General features: G+C 46.4%; 27 protein-coding genes and 1 tRNA gene. 21 read left to right on the top strand and 7 right to left on the bottom strand.

Annotated elements, in window-relative coordinates:
- Window positions 1-17: 17 nt before the first annotated feature.
- From ACYQ11_RS13225 to ACYQ11_RS13205, 5 genes are all read left to right on the top strand, one after another.
- Window positions 18-374, top strand: a complete 357-nt coding sequence (locus tag ACYQ11_RS13225; RefSeq protein WP_459924272.1) for a beta/alpha barrel domain-containing protein — start codon at window positions 18-20, stop codon at window positions 372-374.
- An 84-nt stretch (window positions 375-458) separates the two neighbouring features.
- Entirely contained in the window at window positions 459-869 is a 411-nt protein-coding gene (locus ACYQ11_RS13220; RefSeq protein WP_459924271.1) for a hypothetical protein, read from the top strand.
- A 146-nt stretch (window positions 870-1,015) separates the two neighbouring features.
- On the top strand, window positions 1,016-1,894 hold the full coding sequence (locus ACYQ11_RS13215) for a hypothetical protein (RefSeq protein ID WP_459924270.1): 879 nt from the start codon (window positions 1,016-1,018) through the stop codon (window positions 1,892-1,894).
- Complete coding sequence (locus ACYQ11_RS13210) at window positions 1,891-2,838, top strand: DUF1848 domain-containing protein (RefSeq protein ID WP_459924269.1); 948 nt, start codon at window positions 1,891-1,893, stop codon at window positions 2,836-2,838. The genes ACYQ11_RS13215 and ACYQ11_RS13210 overlap by 4 nt, the downstream gene beginning before the upstream one ends.
- A gap of 584 nt (window positions 2,839-3,422) precedes the next feature.
- Complete coding sequence (locus tag ACYQ11_RS13205) at window positions 3,423-3,899, top strand: hypothetical protein (protein WP_459924268.1); 477 nt, start codon at window positions 3,423-3,425, stop codon at window positions 3,897-3,899.
- A 457-nt stretch (window positions 3,900-4,356) separates the two neighbouring features.
- On the opposite strand, the gene ACYQ11_RS13200 is transcribed toward ACYQ11_RS13205, so the two are convergent.
- Entirely contained in the window at window positions 4,357-4,710 is a 354-nt protein-coding gene (locus ACYQ11_RS13200; protein WP_459924267.1) for a hypothetical protein, read from the bottom strand.
- Here ACYQ11_RS13200 and ACYQ11_RS13195 point away from each other — a divergent pair.
- From ACYQ11_RS13195 to ACYQ11_RS13185, 3 genes are read left to right on the top strand one after another with little or no spacing between them, the layout of a single operon-like run.
- Window positions 4,669-5,514: a tyrosine-type recombinase/integrase gene (locus ACYQ11_RS13195; RefSeq protein ID WP_459924266.1), complete on the top strand. Its 846-nt coding sequence runs from the start codon at window positions 4,669-4,671 to the stop codon at window positions 5,512-5,514. The genes ACYQ11_RS13200 and ACYQ11_RS13195 overlap by 42 nt on opposite strands.
- 48 nt (window positions 5,515-5,562) lie before the next feature.
- The gene (locus tag ACYQ11_RS13190) at window positions 5,563-5,916 is read left to right on the top strand and encodes a toxin-antitoxin system TumE family protein (protein WP_459924265.1); all 354 of its coding nucleotides are present in this window, start codon (window positions 5,563-5,565) and stop codon (window positions 5,914-5,916) included.
- A gap of 21 nt (window positions 5,917-5,937) precedes the next feature.
- On the top strand, window positions 5,938-6,282 hold the full coding sequence (locus ACYQ11_RS13185) for an HVO_A0114 family putative DNA-binding protein (protein WP_459924264.1): 345 nt from the start codon (window positions 5,938-5,940) through the stop codon (window positions 6,280-6,282).
- Window positions 6,283-7,043: 761 nt separating this feature from the next.
- Here ACYQ11_RS13185 and ACYQ11_RS13180 read toward each other — a convergent pair.
- Window positions 7,044-7,301 (bottom strand): hypothetical protein, encoded by a 258-nt coding sequence (locus tag ACYQ11_RS13180; RefSeq protein ID WP_459924263.1) that lies wholly within the window; start codon window positions 7,299-7,301, stop codon window positions 7,044-7,046.
- 418 nt (window positions 7,302-7,719) lie between these two features.
- On the opposite strand from ACYQ11_RS13180, the gene ACYQ11_RS13175 reads away from it, so the two are divergent.
- The 13 genes from ACYQ11_RS13175 to ACYQ11_RS13115 all read left to right on the top strand — a co-directional run bounded on the left by ACYQ11_RS13175 (window position 7,720) and on the right by ACYQ11_RS13115 (window position 18,706).
- A complete protein-coding gene (locus ACYQ11_RS13175; protein ID WP_459924262.1) occupies window positions 7,720-9,420 on the top strand; it encodes a tetratricopeptide repeat protein in 1,701 nt (566 codons plus the stop codon).
- Between the two features lie 376 nt (window positions 9,421-9,796).
- Window positions 9,797-11,356, top strand: coding sequence for a hypothetical protein (locus ACYQ11_RS13170; protein ID WP_459924261.1), 1,560 nt, complete (start codon window positions 9,797-9,799; stop codon window positions 11,354-11,356).
- Window positions 11,357-11,550: 194 nt separating this feature from the next.
- Window positions 11,551-11,739 (top strand): helix-turn-helix domain-containing protein, encoded by a 189-nt coding sequence (locus ACYQ11_RS13165; protein WP_459924260.1) that lies wholly within the window; start codon window positions 11,551-11,553, stop codon window positions 11,737-11,739.
- Between the two features lie 14 nt (window positions 11,740-11,753).
- Window positions 11,754-12,560: a Rha family transcriptional regulator gene (locus ACYQ11_RS13160; protein ID WP_459924259.1), complete on the top strand. Its 807-nt coding sequence runs from the start codon at window positions 11,754-11,756 to the stop codon at window positions 12,558-12,560.
- 82 nt (window positions 12,561-12,642) lie between these two features.
- Entirely contained in the window at window positions 12,643-12,906 is a 264-nt protein-coding gene (locus ACYQ11_RS13155) for a phage antirepressor KilAC domain-containing protein (protein ID WP_459924258.1), read from the top strand.
- A gap of 157 nt (window positions 12,907-13,063) precedes the next feature.
- Window positions 13,064-13,192, top strand: coding sequence for a hypothetical protein (locus tag ACYQ11_RS13150; protein ID WP_459924257.1), 129 nt, complete (start codon window positions 13,064-13,066; stop codon window positions 13,190-13,192).
- On the top strand, window positions 13,182-14,156 hold the full coding sequence (locus ACYQ11_RS13145; RefSeq protein WP_459924256.1) for a hypothetical protein: 975 nt from the start codon (window positions 13,182-13,184) through the stop codon (window positions 14,154-14,156). The genes ACYQ11_RS13150 and ACYQ11_RS13145 overlap by 11 nt, the downstream gene beginning before the upstream one ends.
- Complete coding sequence (locus ACYQ11_RS13140; RefSeq protein WP_459924255.1) at window positions 14,143-16,002, top strand: toprim domain-containing protein; 1,860 nt, start codon at window positions 14,143-14,145, stop codon at window positions 16,000-16,002. The genes ACYQ11_RS13145 and ACYQ11_RS13140 overlap by 14 nt, the downstream gene beginning before the upstream one ends.
- Before the next feature lie 527 nt (window positions 16,003-16,529).
- On the top strand, window positions 16,530-16,994 hold the full coding sequence (locus tag ACYQ11_RS13135) for a hypothetical protein (RefSeq protein WP_459924254.1): 465 nt from the start codon (window positions 16,530-16,532) through the stop codon (window positions 16,992-16,994).
- 56 nt (window positions 16,995-17,050) lie between these two features.
- Complete coding sequence (locus tag ACYQ11_RS13130) at window positions 17,051-17,302, top strand: hypothetical protein (RefSeq protein WP_459924253.1); 252 nt, start codon at window positions 17,051-17,053, stop codon at window positions 17,300-17,302.
- Between the two features lie 171 nt (window positions 17,303-17,473).
- Window positions 17,474-17,893 (top strand): terminase small subunit, encoded by a 420-nt coding sequence (locus ACYQ11_RS13125; RefSeq protein ID WP_459924252.1) that lies wholly within the window; start codon window positions 17,474-17,476, stop codon window positions 17,891-17,893.
- A 118-nt stretch (window positions 17,894-18,011) separates the two neighbouring features.
- On the top strand, window positions 18,012-18,422 hold the full coding sequence (locus ACYQ11_RS13120; RefSeq protein WP_459924251.1) for a hypothetical protein: 411 nt from the start codon (window positions 18,012-18,014) through the stop codon (window positions 18,420-18,422).
- Between the two features lie 119 nt (window positions 18,423-18,541).
- A complete protein-coding gene (locus ACYQ11_RS13115; protein ID WP_459924250.1) occupies window positions 18,542-18,706 on the top strand; it encodes a hypothetical protein in 165 nt (54 codons plus the stop codon).
- 239 nt (window positions 18,707-18,945) lie between these two features.
- Here the strand turns inward: ACYQ11_RS13115 and ACYQ11_RS13110 are convergent.
- From ACYQ11_RS13110 to ACYQ11_RS13090, 5 genes are all read right to left on the bottom strand, one after another.
- A tRNA-Met gene (locus ACYQ11_RS13110) sits at window positions 18,946-19,022 on the bottom strand.
- 38 nt (window positions 19,023-19,060) lie between these two features.
- Window positions 19,061-19,390 carry a DUF167 domain-containing protein gene (locus tag ACYQ11_RS13105; RefSeq protein WP_459924249.1) on the bottom strand — a complete coding sequence of 110 codons (330 nt, stop codon included), beginning with the start codon at window positions 19,388-19,390 and terminating at the stop codon, window positions 19,061-19,063.
- Window positions 19,391-19,419: 29 nt separating this feature from the next.
- On the bottom strand, window positions 19,420-20,442 hold the full coding sequence (locus ACYQ11_RS13100; protein WP_459924248.1) for a bifunctional heptose 7-phosphate kinase/heptose 1-phosphate adenyltransferase: 1,023 nt from the start codon (window positions 20,440-20,442) through the stop codon (window positions 19,420-19,422).
- A gap of 17 nt (window positions 20,443-20,459) precedes the next feature.
- On the bottom strand, window positions 20,460-21,071 hold the full coding sequence (thrH, locus tag ACYQ11_RS13095) for a bifunctional phosphoserine phosphatase/homoserine phosphotransferase ThrH (protein WP_459924247.1): 612 nt from the start codon (window positions 21,069-21,071) through the stop codon (window positions 20,460-20,462).
- 17 nt (window positions 21,072-21,088) lie between these two features.
- Window positions 21,089-22,402 (bottom strand): homoserine dehydrogenase, encoded by a 1,314-nt coding sequence (locus ACYQ11_RS13090; protein ID WP_459924246.1) that lies wholly within the window; start codon window positions 22,400-22,402, stop codon window positions 21,089-21,091.
- Between the last annotated feature and the right edge of the window lie 65 nt (window positions 22,403-22,467).

Genomic DNA, 22,467 nt, shown 5'->3' with positions numbered 1-22,467 from the left:
TACCTTGCGGAGGAAAGTTGAAGGTAACAAAAACATCATGGGAGATATCGTACTACTTCTCCGGCCCTGACTTGAGATATAACGGAACATTCGTTTCTGTTCACGGGAAATCTGTTGAACAATACATTTCTGCCTTTCATGACAATTGGGAAGAGTATAAGAAATTGAAGGAATCTATACCCAAGGGTGGCGAATTTTCGAAAGCCGGTAAAATGGGTATGTCAATTCGCATTGGTAAATTCGCGCAGGGTGTGTGCATCCAGTCGTATCACATGCCCATTAGCTCTGAACAGCAGCTTGAGAAAATTATTTCCGGTTATCGGTATGCGGCACAGCGAGCACCACAAATTCAACAATTCCTTGCCTCTTTGTAGGCTGGGAGTATTGCCTAACAAGGCTTTTGCAGCGGAGCGCAAAAAGCCGCGCCCGCTGAAAAGCAACGTTAGCTTTCAAAAAGTATGAAAAAGAAGAAGTATAAAGATAAGAAGATCCCAATAATCCAATATATTTTTCCGATTCTAATCATTCTGTCATGTTTAGCCAAATTGGATTCTATACAAAAAAAAGGGTACTATGTTGAGCCAAGAGGAGATTATTTAGTTGAAGGTTTTGGCATAGCCAAACCCCTATATTCATTAATAACAATATCTTCAATGGTGATAATTTATTATTTATTAAAAACAATCTATATTCTAATTTTCATCAAAAAAGAAGATAGAATAGATAATTTTCCGCCACCTTATGTGACTTGCGTAAAGTGTAAAAAAACTTATGACTCATACAAAATTCACGATTTAACTTGTACTGAATGTGGCGGTGATCTTGAAGATTTAAAAGGATTTTACGAACGACATCCAGAACTAAAATAAAAGCTAACCAACAAATGCACTGGACCGTGCTACTGCTTGCAGTGATTGCAGGCTGTCTTTTATCAACCGTTTTCGTTCACAGGCCGCTTTCGTGATTCGCCGCCCGGCCCGTGATTTTGGCGTTAGCATTTCACAGGAGAATTTAATTGCAGAATTTCATCCATGGCTTTTTAGAAAATGTCTACAATAAATTTCTTATCGATATATCAAGTTTACCGTCTCTATGTGATTTAAAAAAATTAAGATTTGATGATCCAAATGTCCAACCTAATTATGCTGATGTTACAACACAACGTCTATATCTTCTGAGATATGGATATGCATACTTTTCAGAGTATTATTATTTGTATAGAAACATATTTGAAAAAAACAGAGGCAAAAACATAAGAATATTATCTATTGGTGCGGGTTGTGCAATAGATTATTATGCAGCATATTACGCAAATTTAGACAATAAAGTGAATTTAGAATATTGCGGAATAGACATAATAAATTGGGTGGATAGAGAAAATATCGGTAATTATCAATTTCTTATAGAAGATGTAGCAAAAATTGATTTATCGCAATTTTCAAGAACTAACATTCTCATTTTTCCAAAGTCACTTTTTGAATTCCCAGAAGATGTTGCAAATAATTTTTTTCAGGCTATTCAACAAAATTCATTTTTAAGCGATTCCTCATTAATCATATCATCTCAAAGACCATATTTTTTCAATAATGATAGTAACCGCTTTAATACTCTTGTTCAATCATTTCATAAATTAGGATATGTTAAAGAATCAGGAAATGTAATTAAGGCACCTTCTGGTTATACTTCTTGCTATCATATAGTTCATTTTTCGTGCCCAGATTTTATCAGGCCTTTACTGGAATCACTTGCCGATAGATGTAAAAATATTGAATTATGTCCCAATGGATATGGCCGCGGAATATGCGACTCAAGAGACCAACTCAATAGAGGTCCAATGTTTAGTCCAAATCTAATGAACATTGAGTATGCTTTGGTAAAAAAGGTAATTAAATGATTTTAAGTGTAAGCAGAAGAACTGATATACCAGCCTTTTATTCAGAATGGTTTTTTAACAGGATCAAAGAAGGCTTTTTGTATGTTAAAAACCCTATGAATAGAAAACAAATATCTAAAATCTCGATTAAACAAAATGTCATAGATTGCATCGTTTTTTGGACTAAAAATCCAAAACCGATGCTCGACAATTTAGATCTATTAAACGAATATGCATATTATTTTCAATATACTCTAAATCCTTATGGAAAAACAATTGAACAAAATGTGCCATTTCTGGATGAATCAATCAATATTTTTAAAAAATTATCAGACAAAATAGGGCCAGAGAAAGTAATCTGGCGTTATGATCCAATTTTTATAACAAATGAATTTAACTCTAAAAAACATATATCCTCTTTTGAAAAAACTGCAAAAAGCCTTTCCAAGTATACAAATAAATGCGTTATCAGTTTTTTAGATGTTTATAAAAAGTGTGAACGTAATATGAAAACATTAATGTATCGAACTTTAACTGATGAAGAAATATTGATACTTTCATCTGAAATTTCAAAAATCGCCATGGAACATGGAATTATTCTTGAAACATGTGCAGAGGAAATTGATCTTACTTCAATCGGCATTAATAAAGGCAAATGTATTGATGATGAACTTATATCAAAAATATCAAATAAGAATTTAATAATTGGAAAAGATAAGAATCAAAGGGAAATTTGTGGTTGTGTTGCCAGTATTGATATTGGGGCCTATAATACCTGCAAACACAATTGTATTTATTGTTACGCGAATTACGATTCGGATACAGTTTTAAAAAATTCAAATGAACATGACAATCATTCAGCACTTTTGTGTGGTTCTTTATTAGGTGATGAAAAAATTACCGAAAGAAAAATGGTCAGTAACTTTGCATCCAAAGGTAAAGGATGTCAATTGGAGTTATTTTAAAAAAAGATGCTAACAATAGCATGAACTCGGACTGGGAAACGGCGCGCCGCTTCGCTCTGCGCCATTCCCCAGCCGGTTATGCTGAGCGTTGGCAGTCGGACGAACGCCTGGGTAAAAAGTAGAAAATTGTTTTGCTCTTTCAAAAAGAAATGTTGTAAAGAAATCGGAGTTTGGGCTTTCTCCTGTTGAACGACTTTTCAAATTCGTCCGATGTCTCGTTCAGGGTGGCCCATCCGCTCAACCGTTGTTGCGGTTTCCGGCTCCTTCGTTCTCAGGGCGGCCCGCTCATTCGAAGGCTTTCACGGCTTTGATCTGCGTTTGTTTTTGGTTGTTCTTTGTCACACCTGGCATATTGTTTCCACGTTCCCCGGCATTGGGTTCATAAACTCCGGTTCCTCACCCATTCGCCACCGTGAATCAATCTGCCAACAATTGCTTCCACCGGACCGGGCTACAGCTTGTCTCTTTTGGAAGTCTTTAATTTTTCAACCTTTTTCGACCATCGATTCAGCGTCTCGATTCGCCGCCCGGCCGGTGAAGCACACGTTCGGTTTTAAACAAGAATCATAGACTTTAAGGAATTTATGAACAGGAAAATTTTATTTATAATTTCAATATTGTTTCTTACAGTTTTTTGGGGCTGTGGTGATGATAAATCAGAGAATATTGTATTGCAAGGTGAATGGATAAGTAATTGCAACGAATCTTTGATTGAAGATGGATTAGGATCGAGAGTAGCATTTTGTAAAACTCAATTTTCGTTTAAACCTGATTCTTCAATGCATGTTGGAATGATTTGTTCAAACGATGAAAATTGTATTTCAGAGGAATATGATATTCAACCTTTATGTGAATATGAATATGTCCTCGGTGAAAAGGTTCAAACTGTTGATGGTCAACCCGCTCAAATAATGGATCTTACATATATTCATCCTGAGGGAGGCCCAACACCAGCTCCTAGTATCATATTCAATATCACGGGAAACAACCTATATTTAGGTACAATCAATGAAGATAGCACATATACTTTAAATTTAGATATCCCTTATACCAAGATTTAAGAAATATTAACCGAACAAGCTGGCTGCTGCACATTATACTTCTTTAATTTTGGAAAAATCGGGTAAATTTCCTGGGCAACCTCACCGGCAAGGTCTATCCCACCGGCCATCGGTATGTTTTATGGACTGTTTGATCACTGATCAAATGACTGGACGGCTGCGGCCCGCCCAAATAAAAAAGGGTCAAGCTTTTCGGCTTAACCCTTTTGATTTCATTGTGGTAGCGGGGACAGGATTTGAACCTATGACCTTCGGGTTATGAGACCAAAGGGATTGATTAATCTGAATTTACCTCAATTTACATTAACCATTAAAAATAAGATAGTTATCCATTTACCATTTGCCTTGACTTATCCTGTTTTACCTGTATATTTATCAAAAAGGTTGGAAATAGGGTTGGAAAAATGAATATTGGAACTATTTGAAATCGTTGATTGTGTCTTTTGGGGGCCATATGTCAAAACGGGAAAAAACAAACTATCCGGGCGTGTTTTTCAGAACCGTTGATCGAATCGGCGGCAAGGGCGAGGAGAAGGTTTATTACATCGTTTTCAAAAAAGACGGCAAGGTGATTGAAGAAAAAGTTGGCCGCCAATACATCGATGACATGACCCCGGCAAAGGCAGCCGGTATCCGCGCCGAACGGATCGAGGGTAGACGAGAATCCCGAAAGGAAATCAAGGCCAGGAAAGACGCGGTGAAACTGGCCGAAAAGAACAGATGGACCATCAAGCGCCTGTGGGAAGAATACAAGGCCGGCAATCCGAACATGAAGGGTTTTGTCACAGATGAAAACCGCTTCGTCAATCACATCGAACCAGCTTTCGGCTCCAAAGAGCCCTTTGAAATCCTTCCCCTGGACGTTGACAGGGTACGTTTGAAGCTTTTGAAAAGCCACTCCAAGGGGACGGTAAGAAACGTCCTTGAACTGCTCCGCAGGATTATCAATTTCGGTGTCAAGAAAAACCTGTGTAATGGCCTGAACTTCACTATCGAAATGCCCAAACTGAACAACGAAAAGACGGAAGAACTTTCACCTGAACAGCTTGACGCCCTTTTAAAGGCACTCGACGACGAACCCAATCGGCAGGTTGCAAACCTGATGAAAATGGCCCTCTATACAGGTATGAGGCGCGGTGAGTTGTTCCGGTTGAAATGGCAGGATATCGACTATGCGCGTAACACCATCCATCTGAGAGATCCCAAGGGCGGTATCGACCAAAAAATACCCCTTAGTGATTCGGCACGGGCGATACTTGAAGGCCATGAAAAGACAGGCAGCCCATTTGTTTTCCCAGGAAGGGGCGGGGGCCAGCGGAAGGACATCAAAAAGCAGGTGAACCGGATTAAAATAAAGGCAGGGATTCCCGATGACTTCCGGGCTCTACACGGACTCCGACACGTTTACGCCAGCACCCTTGCAAGTTCCGGTAAGGTGGATATGTATACCATCCAAAAACTGATGACCCACAAATCACCTCAGATGACCCAACGATACGCCCATCTGAGAGACGAAACCCTTCAAATAGCCTCGAACGTCGCAGGGGATATCATAGACCGGATCGGAAAGAAGGAGCCGGAAAAGGTCAAATCACTTCGTGTAAAGCGGAAATAACACAGCTTGACAAATTATCACCAGATGATAACATGTCGCAGGATGAATATGGATACAGGCAAAGACGGTTCACTTGATACCTTGCTGGACTTGAACGGTGAAATCTTCCCCATGGATAACGGGTATTGGGTGAAATTCAGCGCCAAGCCCACCGAACCAAACCCGCACATTCCGCACGGGATCAGGTATTCGTTGACCCTTCATGACCGTTACAACAACAGGGTTGTGGGCTTTGACAATGCCCATGCCGTGAAGCCCACCAGAAAGAAGGGGTTCACCGGACGAAAGGTCACATGGGATCACACACACCACATGGATAAAGTTGAACCGTATGCTTTTGAATCCGCCGGTCAGTTGCTTGAAGACTTTTGGGCGGCGGTGGATCAATACATGGAAGGATAAAGCCTTATGCCCGGAAAAATCATGAAGATTGGCATCATGTCAAAAGACGCTTACCGAAAAAGAACCATTGCTATTGCCAAAGGCGAATACAAAACCCGGAAGGATGAACCCAAGGTCTGGTTTGAGTCCATGGAGTCTTTGGGGCAGGTTTTAAGCGGCCAGAATCAACAGCTCTTGAAGCTGATCCGGGACCATCACCCGGCATCCCTGGTTGAACTGGAAGCCCTGTCCGGCCGAAAAAAATCCAACTTGTCACGGACGTTGAAAACCCTTTCCAATTATGGAATTGTCGATCTGATCAAAGACAAGGGCATGGTTCGGCCTGTAGTCAATGCGACAGACTTCCGGGTTGAATTGCGGATATAGGCCCGTCATCGTAAAAATGGCGGAGGTCCAGGCAGGAGCAGGGACCGCAACCGTGACGCGGATGCTTGCGGAGAAGGTCAACGAGGGGGCGGCGCAGGGGGATAGGGTTAGTGGTGAGGCGTTAAAGCAAAAGGTGTTTAGGCACGAGGGCGTTATTGGTACGAACCGTACTAATAACACGCCCGTAAAAGAACCCCCATCCCCGACAACCCCCACCGAACAAATCCGGGCCGGGCTTCGTGGATCGGGACTTATGCAACGGAAGGGTTATTTGCGGAATTTCCGCAAATAACCAGCCCTTAAAAGGTCCATTGGACCAAATAAAGATGGCTTATCTGCTCAGAACGAGCAAATAAAACCCCAAAGAGATGATTTTAAAATGACGGAACGTCATAATAACACACCCGTACAATACCGATGTTTTTAAGATTTCACAGTGAGAAAATTAAACCCAAGGGGTGGACGAATCTATTTGGACGAAACGTCCAAATAAAACAGAGGGGGAATCTGTGAGAACCGCACAAATAAAATCAGGAATCCTGAAAATAACACGCCCGTAAAAGAAACGCCGATCCCCATAAAGCCCACCGAACCAATCCGGGTTACACCTCCGAGACCAGTGAGTTGATGGACGTGCGACGGGTTATTGTTGATGGGCCGGTTGAGATCAGGGGGCAGGATAGCGGAAAAAGAGGTTTGTACACCCCGAAAATAAAAAAGGCCCGGAGTTTCCCCCAGGCCCTTGTTCGATTAAATAGCTTTTACGCCATCAACAGATCATCCGCATGCCCCATGGTCATTCGGATACTGCTTTCGAGTTCGTATATTTGGGCCGTCAGAAGATAAGCCAAAGCCTCGGGGTCAATTTCTGAATTTTCTTTCTTGTTCAGGGCATCGCTGAAAACTTCACGCACACAGGCCAAGTGCTTGACGTGCGATTCCAGTTCCTTCTTGATTGCGCTTGCGGAAAAATCGATCTTTTCTTTCAAGGTGGGGTTTGTTAAAACGTGCGTAGTCATGGACGAACCTCCTGTTTAGGTTTGTGTGTGATTAGGCCCTGGTTGGTGTTGCGAGCACCAACCAGGGCCGCTTTAATTTCCTAAAAACCTATCAGCATCAAATCCCTTTGTAAAGACTTTTTTCATAAAAAAATCATTGTTTAAAGACCTGTGAATATTGATCTTTTTCTTGTTTCTGATTCGCTTCAAACCATCGCTTTATCTGGCCAAATAAGCCGTTTAAGGACATCATGAAGGTTTATAAATAGACAGGTTGCCAGATAATATTATTACTGGACAGATGGCCAATTATTCGTTATTTGATTTAATACACAACAAGCAATAAAAGCCTAAATATCGAAAACATCAAAAAGTTTCCATACACGACAGATCACATTTAAGGACTGGACTTTTGAATGCCAAATAAGGTTCATAAACAATGAAAATAGAACAGTTTTTTATTAAGATAACAGCCTTCATGGTTATATGTCTGGCATTTTGTGGTTGCCCGCAAAAGATGGTTCATCCAAATATTCGACCAGATAAACAAAAAGAGCAGTATAAAACTGCATACGATGAATGTTTTGCATGGGCTTATGGCCAAATCCCGGCAAAGCAAATCCACCTTAACAGCAAAGGTGACTCTTCTTCAATTGGTACTTTCTCAGGCAATGATAACCAAGGAACGACTTATTCGGGCACATATAACACCCAAACGCAATATAATGATCCGGCCGCAAATATTGTCGATATAGCGAATCTGACATCCTCACTCGCTTCAACATTGGCAAGGGCCAAGGCTATTGAGCAATGCATGAAATCAAAAGGATGGCGAGAACAATCACAAGGGCAGGCCTCGTTCTGGAGGATTTTAAATGAAAAAAAACCTGGATGGATAGATATTGAGAATGATCAAGATTTCCAAATTTGGCTACAGGATAATATTAAAGTTGTGGATTATTCGGATGCAGTTAGAGGCTACGACCACGAATTTGTCATATCGATAATGGATGAGTGGGAGAATGAAGTTAGGGATATCAATGATGTTTTAAAAACTGACCTCTTCCATAAGTGGCTCCAAGATCAGCCGGAGTATTTTAAAACCGTCGCAACCTCTGGTAGGCCACATCAGAAAAAAGCACTTTATGAGCATTATAAGACGGTTGTAATGCGTGAAGGTGTCTGTGATATTCCATATGATTTTTTGTTTAAAGACATTGGTATATGGAGTGCAGGCATGCAAGCTTTAAATGAAAAGAAGAATAGAGAAGCATTTTATTATTTTGGAGGTTTGGCGGCATGGGGGAGGATACCTCTATATTATGATTTAGCGTCTCTTGCATTGGATAACCTTGGCTTAAACGATAGGGCTTTTTTGTGGGATATTAAATCAGCGGAGGAGGGCTTCCCCAACTCACAGTATTATGTTGGAGCAGCATATTTTTATGGTGGAAGGATGGTTGAAAAAAATTATAATTTTGCCTTTAAATATCTGTTTGATTCTGCAGAACAAGGTTATCCCCAAGCGCAACAACTTATTGGGCTTATTTATTATTTTGACAGAAATAGACACTCACCTAAAAAAATATTTTATTACAGTATGCTATCTGCATTACAAGGAAATCCTGAGGGCCAATCATTGTATGCTGCATGCTATGGAGAAGGAATTTTTACACCCAAAAGTTATTACAATGCGTATAAATGGTATTGTATCGCAAAGGCAAACGGGGCACAAAATATTAAAGAAGTAATAAACGCCGTAGAACGAATGTTATCGAATCAAGAGACTTCTGAGGCCCAAGAAGAAGCATCTCGATATATTAAAATACACCGAGAGAAAAATTTTGGGCAAGGGTTCGTCGTCGCAATGCATAAATCCTTTTCTGAATCCATTCATATTTCCTACACGTTAATCAACCCCGACCAGTATCTTGAAATAATGAATGCGATACACGATGATATATCATACGAATTGGTTGCCACCGTGAAAACAGATCGAGTTGAGCGCCTTTATAGAGATATTAAGGACTATTTATATGAATTCAAAACTGACCCAGCGATTTATAATATCGATAACGAAAAACTAAAACAGGTTTTAGAAAAGAGTCTTGATAGTTCAGAAAAGGTCATCTATTATTAACGCCTTTGGACCAGCGAAACCTGCGCACGAACTGAAAAATAATAAAAAGTATTAGGCTGTGTTTTTAAAACCCACCTCCCCCTGAAACTTTTTTCCTGTCAAATTTCGCAAAATTTTGACCCCCTTGAAATCCGTGAAAATCAATACAAAATGCTGTTTTTATTAATTATACCCATGAATACCTTTTGATTTTGTTGGTTGACAAAAGTCGTGCAACCACAATATGTAGATTTTTTTCCGATTTACACCACACGGGATTGTGGCTATGCTCCAAATACGGGGATAGTCCGCGACTGATCATTGCGGGCGACAAGGTGGCCCCCTGAGCCATTTTCCCCGATCCTCTTTTTTCAGGGCCAATCATCAGGGGGGATTCATGCCACAGATTACAGATCGTCAAACCAACCGTTCACAACTATTCAGCCCAGAGATCGCCAGTCCCATTATCAAAAATGCCAATAGGCACATTTCGTTAGCAACCAGTTTCACAGACATAAGTATTGCGTGCAGACAAGCATTAAATGATGGGTGCATATGCCTTGATAGTCTCCCTGGACTTATGTCTTTCGAGAAACAATATCCAGATAGCACAATAGAGCATATTTACAATCAATGCGGCTGTGATAGCCGTCGGCCTCTCCAAAAACATGACCCGAAATGGAAGTTTAGGGCGTGGTGGGATATATTTTATCGTGTTGCACACGGTGTAATTCAAGGAAGCCCAACCACCCAAAAAAGTGTGTATAAAAAGATCAATACTATAGGCGACCCGTCAATAGTTCGTCTTATCGACTTGGAGGCGTTTTTAATAAACGAATTCAAAATCCCATTGCCGCGAGCCTTATTCCTTCAATGGCCTGGGGAGCCGTTTATGGTAGGCAACGATTCTGACGGGGAATTTTATGTAAGGTCTGTCGATATTGAACATCCCGACGAAGACCCGGAAGAATATCAAAAGATCGCCCACCTATTGAGCGATGAAGCCCAAATAAATCGAAAAGAAAATGCAATGGCTATGCGTGAGCACGGGGCAATCAGCCTTTATGGGGCAGCATATGCTTTATCCATGAGTTCGGAACACTCAAAGATGCTTGAGGCCCTGTGGGCACTTTGCGGCTTTAATTCCGGCTTTTCAGTCGAATTTCCAAAATGGGATGATGTAATTCGTGCCGATCCAGTCTACCGTGTTCGTGCTTGGTTCTGGATATTGGCCCGGTTGACGGTGAACGAAAACGGGAGTTTTTATTTTGCCGCCTTAAAAAAACAGCACCCAGATGAAGATGGGAAAATCAATTTAAACGCTTTTAAAATCACCCTATACAAGGAAGTTGATTCTGGCGGCTTCCGGCCAATCGATCCTTTTATGATTAAAATTGACAGTGAAGGCCGACGGATGCCCCAAGATTATTTCACGCCCGATGATCTCATATTCTTGGATGAACTCACCGACACGCTTACAGCCATCCACAGAACATTTAAAAGCAAGTTCGCCGGAGTGCCCCTACCCGGCCCACTGTTTTCAACCGATCCGACTGGAAGCCAGGATGTTGGACCGGGTGCAGGGGAGCAAAAGACGAATAGGGAAACAAAAAAAGACCGTCTCATTAAAAAAGTCGGCAGAGAATCACTTGCAGAAATATCCAGCGAAATAATAAAGTCTCACGACTCAGCGATCAAAAACATTCCATCAACCGACATCGAAGCCCCTGAAAAATGGAAACGGGGGCTTGAGGATGAAATTTCTAACGAATCTTATCGGTGGTTCGATAAAGAAATAATTAGCGCCCTATCGTATGCGTACACAACCAGCAACAAAAAAAGGGATTACGCGGGCGATGCCCTGGGGAGAATCCTTATAACCAAGAGAGGCATTAGGGCCGAGGACATCCCATCCGAAAAAACTTGCGGTAAAATCGTGCTTGAGCATTCGAAGTAACAACACAGATCCGCGACAATAAGGGCCGATTTGCAGCGTATGTAAATCGGCCCTTTTTTATTTCCCCAAACAACCCAAGACATCGACCCACACCCCGACCCATCGACCTATACCACGACAAGGTCGAGACGGGCATAAAAACAATGGGTTATACAGAGTCATACAACAACCATTGAAGAAAGGGGTACAAAAAAATGAACGAAAAATTACTAATCGGAGAGAGAGAAGCGGCCCACATGACGGGACGAGCGGTTCAAACCCTTCGGAATGACCGGCACAGGAGCCAGGGCCTACCTTATTGCAAAATTGGACGGCGGGTTCTGTATTCGGTCGAGGACATCCGGGCCTTCATTGAAACCCACAAAATCACACCTGCGAATTAAAAAGGACTACGCACATGAACCAAAATATGCCAACACCGAGCCCAGCACCGTCGCTTGTCGCAATCAGCAACGGAAGGCCCACCACAACGTCTCTGAGCGTCGCAAGCGTGTTTGATAAGTCTCATAAAAACGTGATGCGCGACATTGAATCTCTTTGTTGTTCATCTGAATTTTTCAGGCTCAACTTTGAGCCCAAAATTTACAAAGCCCGGAAAGGCAACGGGGCTGGTTATTTGAGCAATGAAGCGATGTACGAGTTGACCCGCGACGGTCTGGTTTTTGTCGTGATGGGCTACACTGGCCCCAAGGCCGCCGCCATTAAAGAACGCTACATTGCCGAGTTCAACAGGATGGAGGATCTTCTTAGGGGACCGAAGGTGCAAGTCTATACCCCTATCGGCAAAGTTCAATCCGATGTTGCCAGACATTTCCGGGCAACACTTTCAATCGCCAAAAACGCTGGTATCCGGGGACCACAGGCGATCATCCGGGCGAATCACATCACAAAACTCGAAACGGGCCGTAACTGCCTTGAGATGTTGGGGGTCAAGGCCCTTCCCGCACCTGGGAATGAGCAGGATTTCGTACCGAGTGATCTTGGTAAGAAGCTGGGGGGAATATCTGGACGCTCTGTCAATGCGCTTCTCGAGCGAAAAGGTTTTCAAAAAGCCTTCCGCACACACAGTGGAAAAATCCAATGGGTTCCAACCGAGCAGGGGAAAAAATACTCGGCAATCAAAGAGTCAGAACGGCGGCACTGCTCCGGGACATGCCAGCAGGTTTTTTGGCGTGAGTCAGTTCTTGAACACCTGGCGGAATAAAAGGCGAGGACCGGATGACTGCAATCAAACGGGCACATGCAAACCCTAAAACACAAAACTTGCAGCAGAGGAGAATACTTACATGAAAAAAACAAAGAATACGAGCCTTAAAGCAACAGCTAAATCACTAAATATGGAGCACAAGTCCCTGATTGATAGCTTGCTCCGTGACGAGCTCTTGATCAGAATCGACGGGAAATTAGAGCCGCGAGCGAAGGCGATTATCAAGGGCTATTTTACGCTTGAAACAGGAACCTTCGGGCGGATCAAAAACCGGGTCCGGGTCACGCATGAGGGGTGGCATATGATCGCAGATTCTTATTGCAGCGAGCTTCGGGAAGTGTGAGCCGGTCTCGTAAAACGGCGAAAGTCCGGACATGGGGCCAACCATACCGGACTCTCGGGAACTCAATGTTTAAACTTGTAAAAGGAACATACCCGAAATGTTCATAGAACACAAATGCTATTTTAAATTGAAATATTACAGCGCCTTGGACAGTATCATGCTTTTTCTCATCAGAGTATGGCGTGGTTCACTGGAAAGCCGGATCGACTTCAACCGGTTCGATCAGGATCTTTCCCAGAAAATTGACACAGCTCTGGACGCCGAAGAGGTAGCCCATGAATTCTGATATCCGGTTGTCGATCGGCTTCAAAAACCACCGGAAACGGAAGAAGCTTAGAAGGCTTGTAGGTGATCGGGCCGATTCGTATCTAATCGACCTTTGGTTGACCGTTGCTCTTGATCGGCCTGACGGGGTTCTCACCGGCTGGAACGCAGATGACGTTGCCGATTCATGCGGATGGGAGGGCGAGCCCAAGATGCTGCTTGATGCTCTGACGGAATCTGGGTGGATTGACGTTGCCGAGGACGGCCTGATGGTTGTCCATGATTGGTCTGAACATCAAAGTTGGGCATGTAAAGCCGGTTTACGATCAGAACTCGCCCGTAAAGCCGCCGAAAAGCGATGGTCCCCCCAAAATGACAACAAACACAATTCAAGCGAATCACATTATAATTCAAGCGGTTCAGATGCAAGCGACGGTAAAAAGGAATGCGGACAGAATGCGGACAGCATGCCGCCCGTATGCGGAGTGCATGCAAACGGCAATGCCCCTTTCCTTGCCTTACCTATCCTATCCAAAGATAATACGGGCTCATCAAGCAAATTCAAAAAGCCGACCATGGAAGAATTGACAGACTACTGTTCGACACATGGCAAAGATGTTGATCCCGATGCATTTTTTGATCACCATGAATCCAATGGCTGGCGGGTTGGCAAGAAAAACACACCCATGCGAGACTGGAAGGCGACAGTGCGGACATGGCAACGCAACCACGACAAATGGCATCCAAAGCCTGTTCAAGAGCCAGAAAAGCCATGTAAACCCATCTATATGGCATGTGATGGATATGCAAATCTGGCTTACGACAGGCTGGCTATGAACTTCAAACAACCTATTGAATATCCGAACATGATTACACGCCATTGGGAATCCTTCACCCACGAGCGAAAGAAAGAGGTTTATCAAAACACCTTGGAATTTTTAGCCACTTACGATCCAGAATACAGGTTACCTTATGAAATTTCTTGAAAAGATGGCTGAATACAGCCTTTACCCTGGTGAGATAAAAGATCTCGGAAGGATTCAGCGTTTCCCGGTTGATGGCCGGAACCTTGACGGGTGGCTTTTTTATAATCAAACCGATGGTGCTTCTTATGGCTGCTTTGGTGATTGGTCTACCGGTCTTTATGTCAAGTTCACCGATTTTGGGGAGGGGAAAACAGCGCAGGAAATCGAAGCTGTAAAGGCTGAGTTCGAAAAAATCAAAGCCGATTGCGAATTGATCCGGCAGCAAGAGAGTATGGCCGCTTCCGAAAAAGCAGAAAAGATTTGGAACGAATCACAAGAATCAACCCATGAATATCTCGAAAGGAAAAAAGTTTTGCCCCTTGGGACACGGGTTTATCGTGATTCGTTAATTGTCCCTGTCAGAAAAAATCATAAAATCATGAGCCTCCAGTTCATCGGCCCGGATAAGTCCAAAAAGTTTCTTTCGAATGGCACGACTAAAGGCGGTGCGTTTTACATCCCTGGATGCAAGGAAATATTTGTAATTTGCGAGGGGTTTTCAACAGGTGCAAGTATCCATATGGCGACCGGGTTTAGTGTTGTGGTGGCGTTTTATGCAGGGAATTTAACCCCTGTGGCTATCAGTTTACGTGAGGCTCTGCCAAAGGCAAAGATTGTAATCGCATGCGACAACGACCAATACAAAGACATCAACACAGGCGTGAGATATGGAACCGAAGCTGCAAACGCAATAGGTGCAAAGATCGCAATACCCGAATTTAAAAGTACATCAACGAACCCCACAGATTTTAATGATCTGCATATCTTGGAGGGATTAGAAATGGTCAAAACTCAATTGTCTGGAAAAGAAAACACCCTATACGACGATGTGAAGGAATGGTGCTGCCGTCATACCGGGGAGTTTATGTTTTCCGAGATCGTCTCTCATTTTGGCTACAGAGAAAAATCCCAGAAAGACGCGCTCGATAAAGCCATCCAGAGGCTAAAGAAAGAAAACATTGTCAAGGGTCACGAGACAAAGCGCAATACATTTAGGGTCGTAGAAACTGAAGAGCAACAAATCGATATTACCAAAAATATCAAAATCAACCCCCTGAATATCAAGCTGCCGTTTGGATTGCATCGATACGTTGTGATGCAACCGAAAAATATTATCGTGATTGCAGGGGAGTCCAACGCAGGCAAAACCGCTATCATGCTGGAAAACATGCGCGAAAATATCATTGAATCAGAATTTCAAAATCCTCTCTATATCTCGTCTGAAATGGGTGAATCCGAATTTAAAATGCGTGTAGTCGGCATTGATCCTGATTTAGAGATGTGGTCAAAAGCTGAAATAATAGACAAATCTGATAATTTTCAAGACGTTATATCCAACGGAAGAAAAAACAAGCTCGTCTACATTGATTATCTGGAGCCGCCTTCTGACGCTGGGTATGCGGGTATTGAGAACAGCATAAAAAGCATAAGAGACGCATTGGACAAAGGCGTTTCAATGATAGCACTCCAAAAAACGAAGGGCAAGGACACGGCCAGGGGTGGAGACGGTACGCTTGCAAAAGCGAGGCTCTATCTATCGTTGCACCACTGTTACCAAGGGATATATGGGACCGTAAACCGATGTAAAATTGAGAAATGCAAAATGGTTAAAGAAGGTTTTAACAACCCGACCGGGAAGACGATTTTTTACAGCATAACGAAGGGCGGGGGGATTCGAATAGAATCTAACTGGGGCTATATTAAAAATCTTGATCTTGAAATTACCCGGATGAAGGAGATTAACCCGGAGGCCTCCGACTCTGACCCGATATTGTTCAACAACGAACAATACAGTGGTGAATTTTAGAATGAAAAGGATACCACAAGGCCCCAAGGAAAAACCAAGCGGCAAGGACCGCCCCAATATCGACCGGGGCAAAATTTTAACACTCAGAATCAAAGGGCAAAGCCAATGGACCATTTTTGAACATCGAAATTTTCATAAACACTTACTCGAACAAGAAAGGAAATAAATATGGCAGGCTTACAAATTCCGGGCATTGAACCGGTTTTCGAAAACAAGACAACAGGGCTTGACCGTGCGACACAGCTTATGAGTCAGGCAAGGTCAACAGCCGGGGGGATGCAGCCGAATATCCCGAGGCCGGACAAGACCGTGGGCCAGGGCTTGACGGCAGGGCTTGCAGGGGCAGGGGCCGGGGCATCTATTGGCGCGGCACTGACAACCGGGGCGGCGACGGGCGCGGGACTCGGGCCAGTTGGGGCCGGTGTCGGGGCTGCCGTTGGCTTACTTGGGTATTATTTATCATAAACATCGGCGGGCCTCGCTTTCCGGGGGCCTGTCATAAAAAGCCAAACGAAGGGAAAAATTAAATGAAAAAAATCTGTCTCTTAACAATCATCCTTATCTTGCTGACCGTTTCAAACGCTCTATGCGCCAGGGTTGAGGCGCAACTTGTAGACCTTGGAAACAACGGGACGACCGACCAGCGGACCGTTGTATATTTCGACGACCAGGGCAGGATTTACCGGCAGGACTTCGACGAGAACGTGGATGGAACCCCTGAAAGCTATCGGGCGGACACTTACCTTTCGGGGGTCCGAATCAGCACCAGCAGACGGTTCGAATACGGAACTGACACTCTCCTTTCCGGTGGGGCCTGGACATATGACGGGTCCGGGCGTCTCTTGACTCAGACTATCGACACAACCGGGGATGGACAGCCGGAGCATACCTACACCTATGTTTACGGAGACGGTGGCAGCTACACGATGACGGAGACGAGCGGAAGCGGGGTTATCCTGCAAGTCAAGACGGTCACGGCTGTTCAGCAATAAAGCGGGTCAAACGGGGGCATCGTCACGGTGTCCCTTAACCCTAAAAAGGAATCCTCATGGACTTTCAAGCATCAAGCACGGAGCGGGAAATGTTGACGGGAGAACTGAACTACTTCTGTGAACTGATCGAAGCGTTTCAGGACACCGGCGCGTACGAGCATAACCCCATGATCACCGGGGCCACAAGACGGATCAAGACGGGAATCGTCAGTCTCAGAACAGGCCTTGAAAATGAAATGGTGGGGCCTGAACCGGAAAAGAGCATGATTGTGAACGCTATCCGGAGGGGACGAAAGCATGAACATTGAAACGGCATCCCCATTCCCAAAGCTGGATGTCCCGATGAAGCCGGGGGCCTTCGTCCTTTTTTGGTGGGGGTGGTCTGAATACCTGGGAGCCCTCACGGGAACACGTCACACAGGACAAGGTGGTGGCATGGCCGTGGGCTGGATTATGGGAAAAATGAGGGACGGTAAATAATGAAGAAACTGACCGCAAAACAAGAAATGTTCGTCAATGAATATATCATTGATCTGAATGCAACACAGGCGGCGATAAGGGCTGGATATTCTCCGAAAACAGCGGCAGAGCAAGGCGTAAGGTTGTTAAGAAATATTAAGGTCCAAGAGGCCATTCAGGCTGCGATGGCTGAACGAGCCGAAAGAACCGATCTTAAAGCGGACACCGTGGTGGACGAACTGAAAACCGTTGCTTTTGTCCCCCTTCATGAAATTTCAGAGAGAGGGGGTTCATGGGCCGTGAAGGTCCGGGCCTTGGAACTCCTGATGAAGCACCTTGGTTTGTTCGAGAAAGACAACAGCCAGCAGGACAAAGGGATGACTATCAACGTTGAGTTTGTCGATGGGACTGGTAATGCCGTCGCCGATTTGATGGGTTGATTATGGCAACACCCGAAACATGGCCGGGGCAAGATTTTTTGGGGGTCATTACGCGAGCTGATAGCCGATCAAGGTGGTCTTTGAATAACAACACATAAAAAACAGATAAGGATTTGATATGACAAAGAAAGAGATCAACAGACACAAGATTATTGAATACATTGGCGATGCAGAACACCCGTTCCCGGATCGGCGGACTATCGCCCTAACCGTTTGCGGATACAAGAATCACGAAACGCTGTACAAACATTTTGCACCGGCTGAACTCTCAGAGATCGAGGCCGAGGGACTGAAGTTCAGGCGTGAAAAGTATGCCCCTCATCTGGCAAGTGCGGACCGGGCTTTGCTCAAAAAAGCGGCTGAGGGCGACGTTCAGGCGGCGAAGCTTTGTTATCAGAGGTTTGAGGGGTGGTCTGAAAAAACAAAGCTCGACGTTGGTGTGACTATCGGTGATGTCCTGGCCGGGCTTCCACCTGAGATCCAGAAGCTTTTGAAAGAGGCAATGGCTCAGAAACTTCAAAGAATGTGATCGTGACGGACAGGGGCGGGTGGTTCGCATGCCTCCCCTGTCACCGCAACAAAACATTGGTTGACCGATGCCGTCAGTGGGGTTACAGTTTGACATAACCCTTACCCTGCGAGGCCACCATGGAAAAACAGGATAGCAAAGACCCCAAAGACGAGAACCACGAAACAGCCACCAGGCTCAAAGTCGAATACCGCACCAAGGACGGCCAGACGCTTCAGGATTTTTTGAAGAATGCCCCCAAGGGCACAACGATCAAAATCAACGGCAAGGTGTTCACGATTTAAAACTCCATCCCTACTTTTCCAACCGTATTTCCAACCCCCCAGGCATTCAAAAAACTGTTCGTCTATTTTCCGTGTCACCTTAACCCGATCCAGGCCCCTTACCAAAAAAAAATATGGCTGAACAAAATAATAGATGAAAACCCTTGGTTTGCCGTGCGGGTTGGAAATAGGGTTGGAAAACATCAAACACCCAATAAAAAAAGGGCTAAGCATTTACGCCTAACCCTTTGATTTCATTGTGGTAGCGGGGACAGGATTTGAACCTATGACCTTCGGGTTATGAGCCCGACGAGCTACCAGACTGCTCCACCCCGCATCAAGTGTTGGTACTTATATAAGCGGGCGGGGTGAATGTCAAGGGTTTGTTTGGGTTTTTTCGGAGGTCAGAGCCAGGAGCCGGGATCTTATGTCGGCCTTTTCGGAGGAGGGGTCGCCCTGCCCCGGGCATCGGATCAGAAGCTGTTTGTTTCGGCCGGTGTGGCCGGAAACGATTTCGATGGCGGATTTGGGCAGTTTAAGCGTTTTGGACAAAAAGGCGATGCAGAGTTTGTTGGCGGCGTTGTCCACGGGGGGAGCCGTGAGCTTGAGTTTGAGGGCGCCGTCATGGATGCCGGAGATCATGTTCCGCGAGGATTTGGGCAGCACGAACACGGAAACGATCACCCCCTGTTTGTCGTCTCTCATGTCAAGCGTCGTCGTCTCTGGCGGGTTCATCAGTAGAGGTTTTTTCTGCCGTCGAAGGGGTTCCGGGCGGCGGAGGCGCTTGCTCCGGAATAAGCCATCAGTTCAAGGATCATCTCCTTTTCGGACACCCGGGCCGTGCCCGGTTTGCCCACCACGATCCCGGCGGCCACGTTGGCCACGACGGCGGCGTCTTTGAACGATCCTCCGGTGGCCAGGGCCAGGGCCAGGACCGCCACCATGGTATCCCGGGCTCCGGTCACGTCAAAGACCTGACGGATCTCGGAGGGGATGACAAAGGGTTGCGATCCGCGACCGAAAAGCACAAGCCCGTCCTTGCCGCAGGTGACAATCAGACCTTCGGCCCGGGTGATCCGTAAAAGTTCGGTTCCGGCCTTGAACAGCGAGGCCTGATCGGTGACGGCAAGGCCGGTTTCCCGGGCCACTTCCCGGACATTGGGCGTCAGCAGAGTGGCTCCGGTGTACCGCTCGAAGTGCGATCCCCAGGGATCCGCGATGATGACCTTGTTCTGTTTGCGGCAAAGGGTGACGATCTCGGTCATCATCGGCCGGGTCAGGGTCCCCTTGCCCCGGTCCGAAACGACGACGATGTCCATCCGGGGCAGAATCTCACGGAGGGACCGGATCATGGCGCTCTCATGGGCACTGGTCATGGGGCGGGAACTTTCGCGATCGATCTGGAGCACCTGCTGACCGGCCGCCGTGATCCGTGTTTTCCGGGTGGTCATCCGGTTGGGGTCGGTACAGACACCCGTGGCATCGATCCCGGCATCGCCAAGAATTTTTTTGAGCAGATCGGCGTCGGGTCCGGCCCCGGTCAGGCCGACGACCGACACCCTGGCCCCCAGCTCTGCAAGATTGTGGGCCACGTTGCCCGCACCGCCCAGGGAAACCCGTTCGTCGGACACGGTCACCACGGGGATGGGCGCCTCCCGCGAGACGGACTCCACGGCTCCCTCGATGAACTCATCGATGATCAGATCACCGAAAACAAGGACCTTACACGTCTTGAATTTCGAAATGTCGATGGCCATGGGCGTGACTCCCCGGGTTAAGCGAGCGATTCCATCGCGTTTTCAATATGACCCCTCAGCTGGTCGTAATCGGTGGTCACCGGAAACTGGGGGAACTCGTCGATCACATTCTGCGGCGGGCAGAACAAAAAGCCGCGGTCCGCCTCCTTGAGCATGTTCACGTCGTTATAGGAGTCACCAAAGGCGATGACCTTGTAATTCATGCTTTTCAAACCCATAACGGTCTTGCGCTTGGCATCGGCCTGACGAAGCCGGTACCCGGCAATGCGGCCGCCCCCGTCGATCAGAAGTTCATGACAGAACAGCGTGGGCATGCCCAGCTTCTTCATCAGGGGGCCTGCAAACTGGAGAAAGGTGTCGGACACCACGATCAACTGGGTCACAGACCGCATCCAGTCCATGAATTCCCGGGCGCCGGGAAGCGGATCGATGGTGGCGATCACGTCGGTGATGTCCTTGAGCGTAAGACCCTTGTCATCAAGAATGGCAAGCCGCCGTTTCATCAACACGTCGTAGTCCGGGATGTCCCGGGTGGTCAGTTTCAGGTCTTCGATCCCGGTTTTACGGGCAACGTTGATCCAGATTTCAGGGACAAACACCCCTTCAAGATCGGAACAGATAATATTCATGGTGTCCTCTGATTCGTTTAATGTCCGGCATCCTCGCCGATGCGGATAATCACGGCGTTGCCGTCGGTGATGGTCAGCCGGTTGATCTCGGCGACGGCTTTTTTCACGTCCGACTCCATGGCCGGGCCGGTCACCATCACAATGGGGACGGGGCCGTCACCGTCCCCTTCGGCCTGCTGAACCGATTTGATGCTGATGCCCATGTTGCCCAGAATACCTGAAATGGTGGACAGGACGCCGGGGCGGTCCACCACGGTGAACCGGAAATAATAGCGGGACATAATCCGGTCCATGGGAATCACGGGGATGGTTTTGATATGGCCGTCCTGGAAGGACAGAAGCGGCACGCGCTGGCTGGTGCAGGACAGAATGTTCCGGGAAATGTCGATCAGGTCGCTGACCACGGCGCCGGCCGTCGGCATCATCCCGGCTCCCCGCCCGACAAAGAACATGTCACCGACGGCGTCTCCGTTGACGTTGACGGCGTTCACCGAATCGTTGACGCTGGCGAACAGGTTGTCCGCGTGAATCATGGTCGGATGGACCCGGGCCTCGACCCCGTCCCCGACGTGTTTGCTGATGGCGAGAAGCTTGACCCGGTATCCCAGCTGTTCGGCGAAACGGATGTCCTCCTGGGCGATGCCGCTGATGCCCTCCACGTAGATATCCTCCAGATTGATGGTCATGCCGTAGGCCAGGGCCGTCAGGATGGCCAGCTTGTGAGACGCGTCGATCCCCTCGATATCCAGGGTGGGATCGGCCTCGGCGTAGCCGTTGTCCTGGGCGTTTTTCAAAGCCTCGGTGAAGGTGCTGCCTTCGGACGTGATTTTAGACAGGATGTAATTGCAGGTCCCGTTCAGGATGCCCGATACCGAATAAATCCGGTTGGCGGCCAGGGATTCCTTGATGGATTTGATGATGGGGATGCATCCGGCCACACTGGCTTCGAAACCGATGTCCACCTTGTGTGTCCGGGCGGCGGTGAAAATATCCAGGCCGGACCCGGCCAGAAGGGCCTTGTTGGCCGTAACCACGTGCTTGCCGTTTTCGATGGCCGAAAGGGTCAGCGCTTTGGCGACGGTGTCCCCGCCGATCAGTTCCACCACGATATCAACGTCCGGATCCGTCACCACCTTTTGGGCGTCGGTGGTCAGAACACCGGGGGCCAGGACAACGCCCCGGTCCCGTTCGATATCCAGATCCGCCACATGTTTCAAAACCAGTTCCGCACCGATCCGTGACGAAATAATCTCCCGGTTTTCCGTGAGCAGCCTGGCCACGCCGGTACCCACCGTTCCGAAACCGATCATCCCAACTTGAATACGTCTCATACACCTCTCCCGGACCGATGATCGTCACCCCGTCGGCAATCGATCTGCGGTCAAAAAACGCCATA

Source organism: Desulfatiferula olefinivorans, assembly GCF_054657895.1.
Note: the sequence above shows the minus strand (reverse complement) of the source record. Positions and strands in the feature narration are given on the sequence as shown.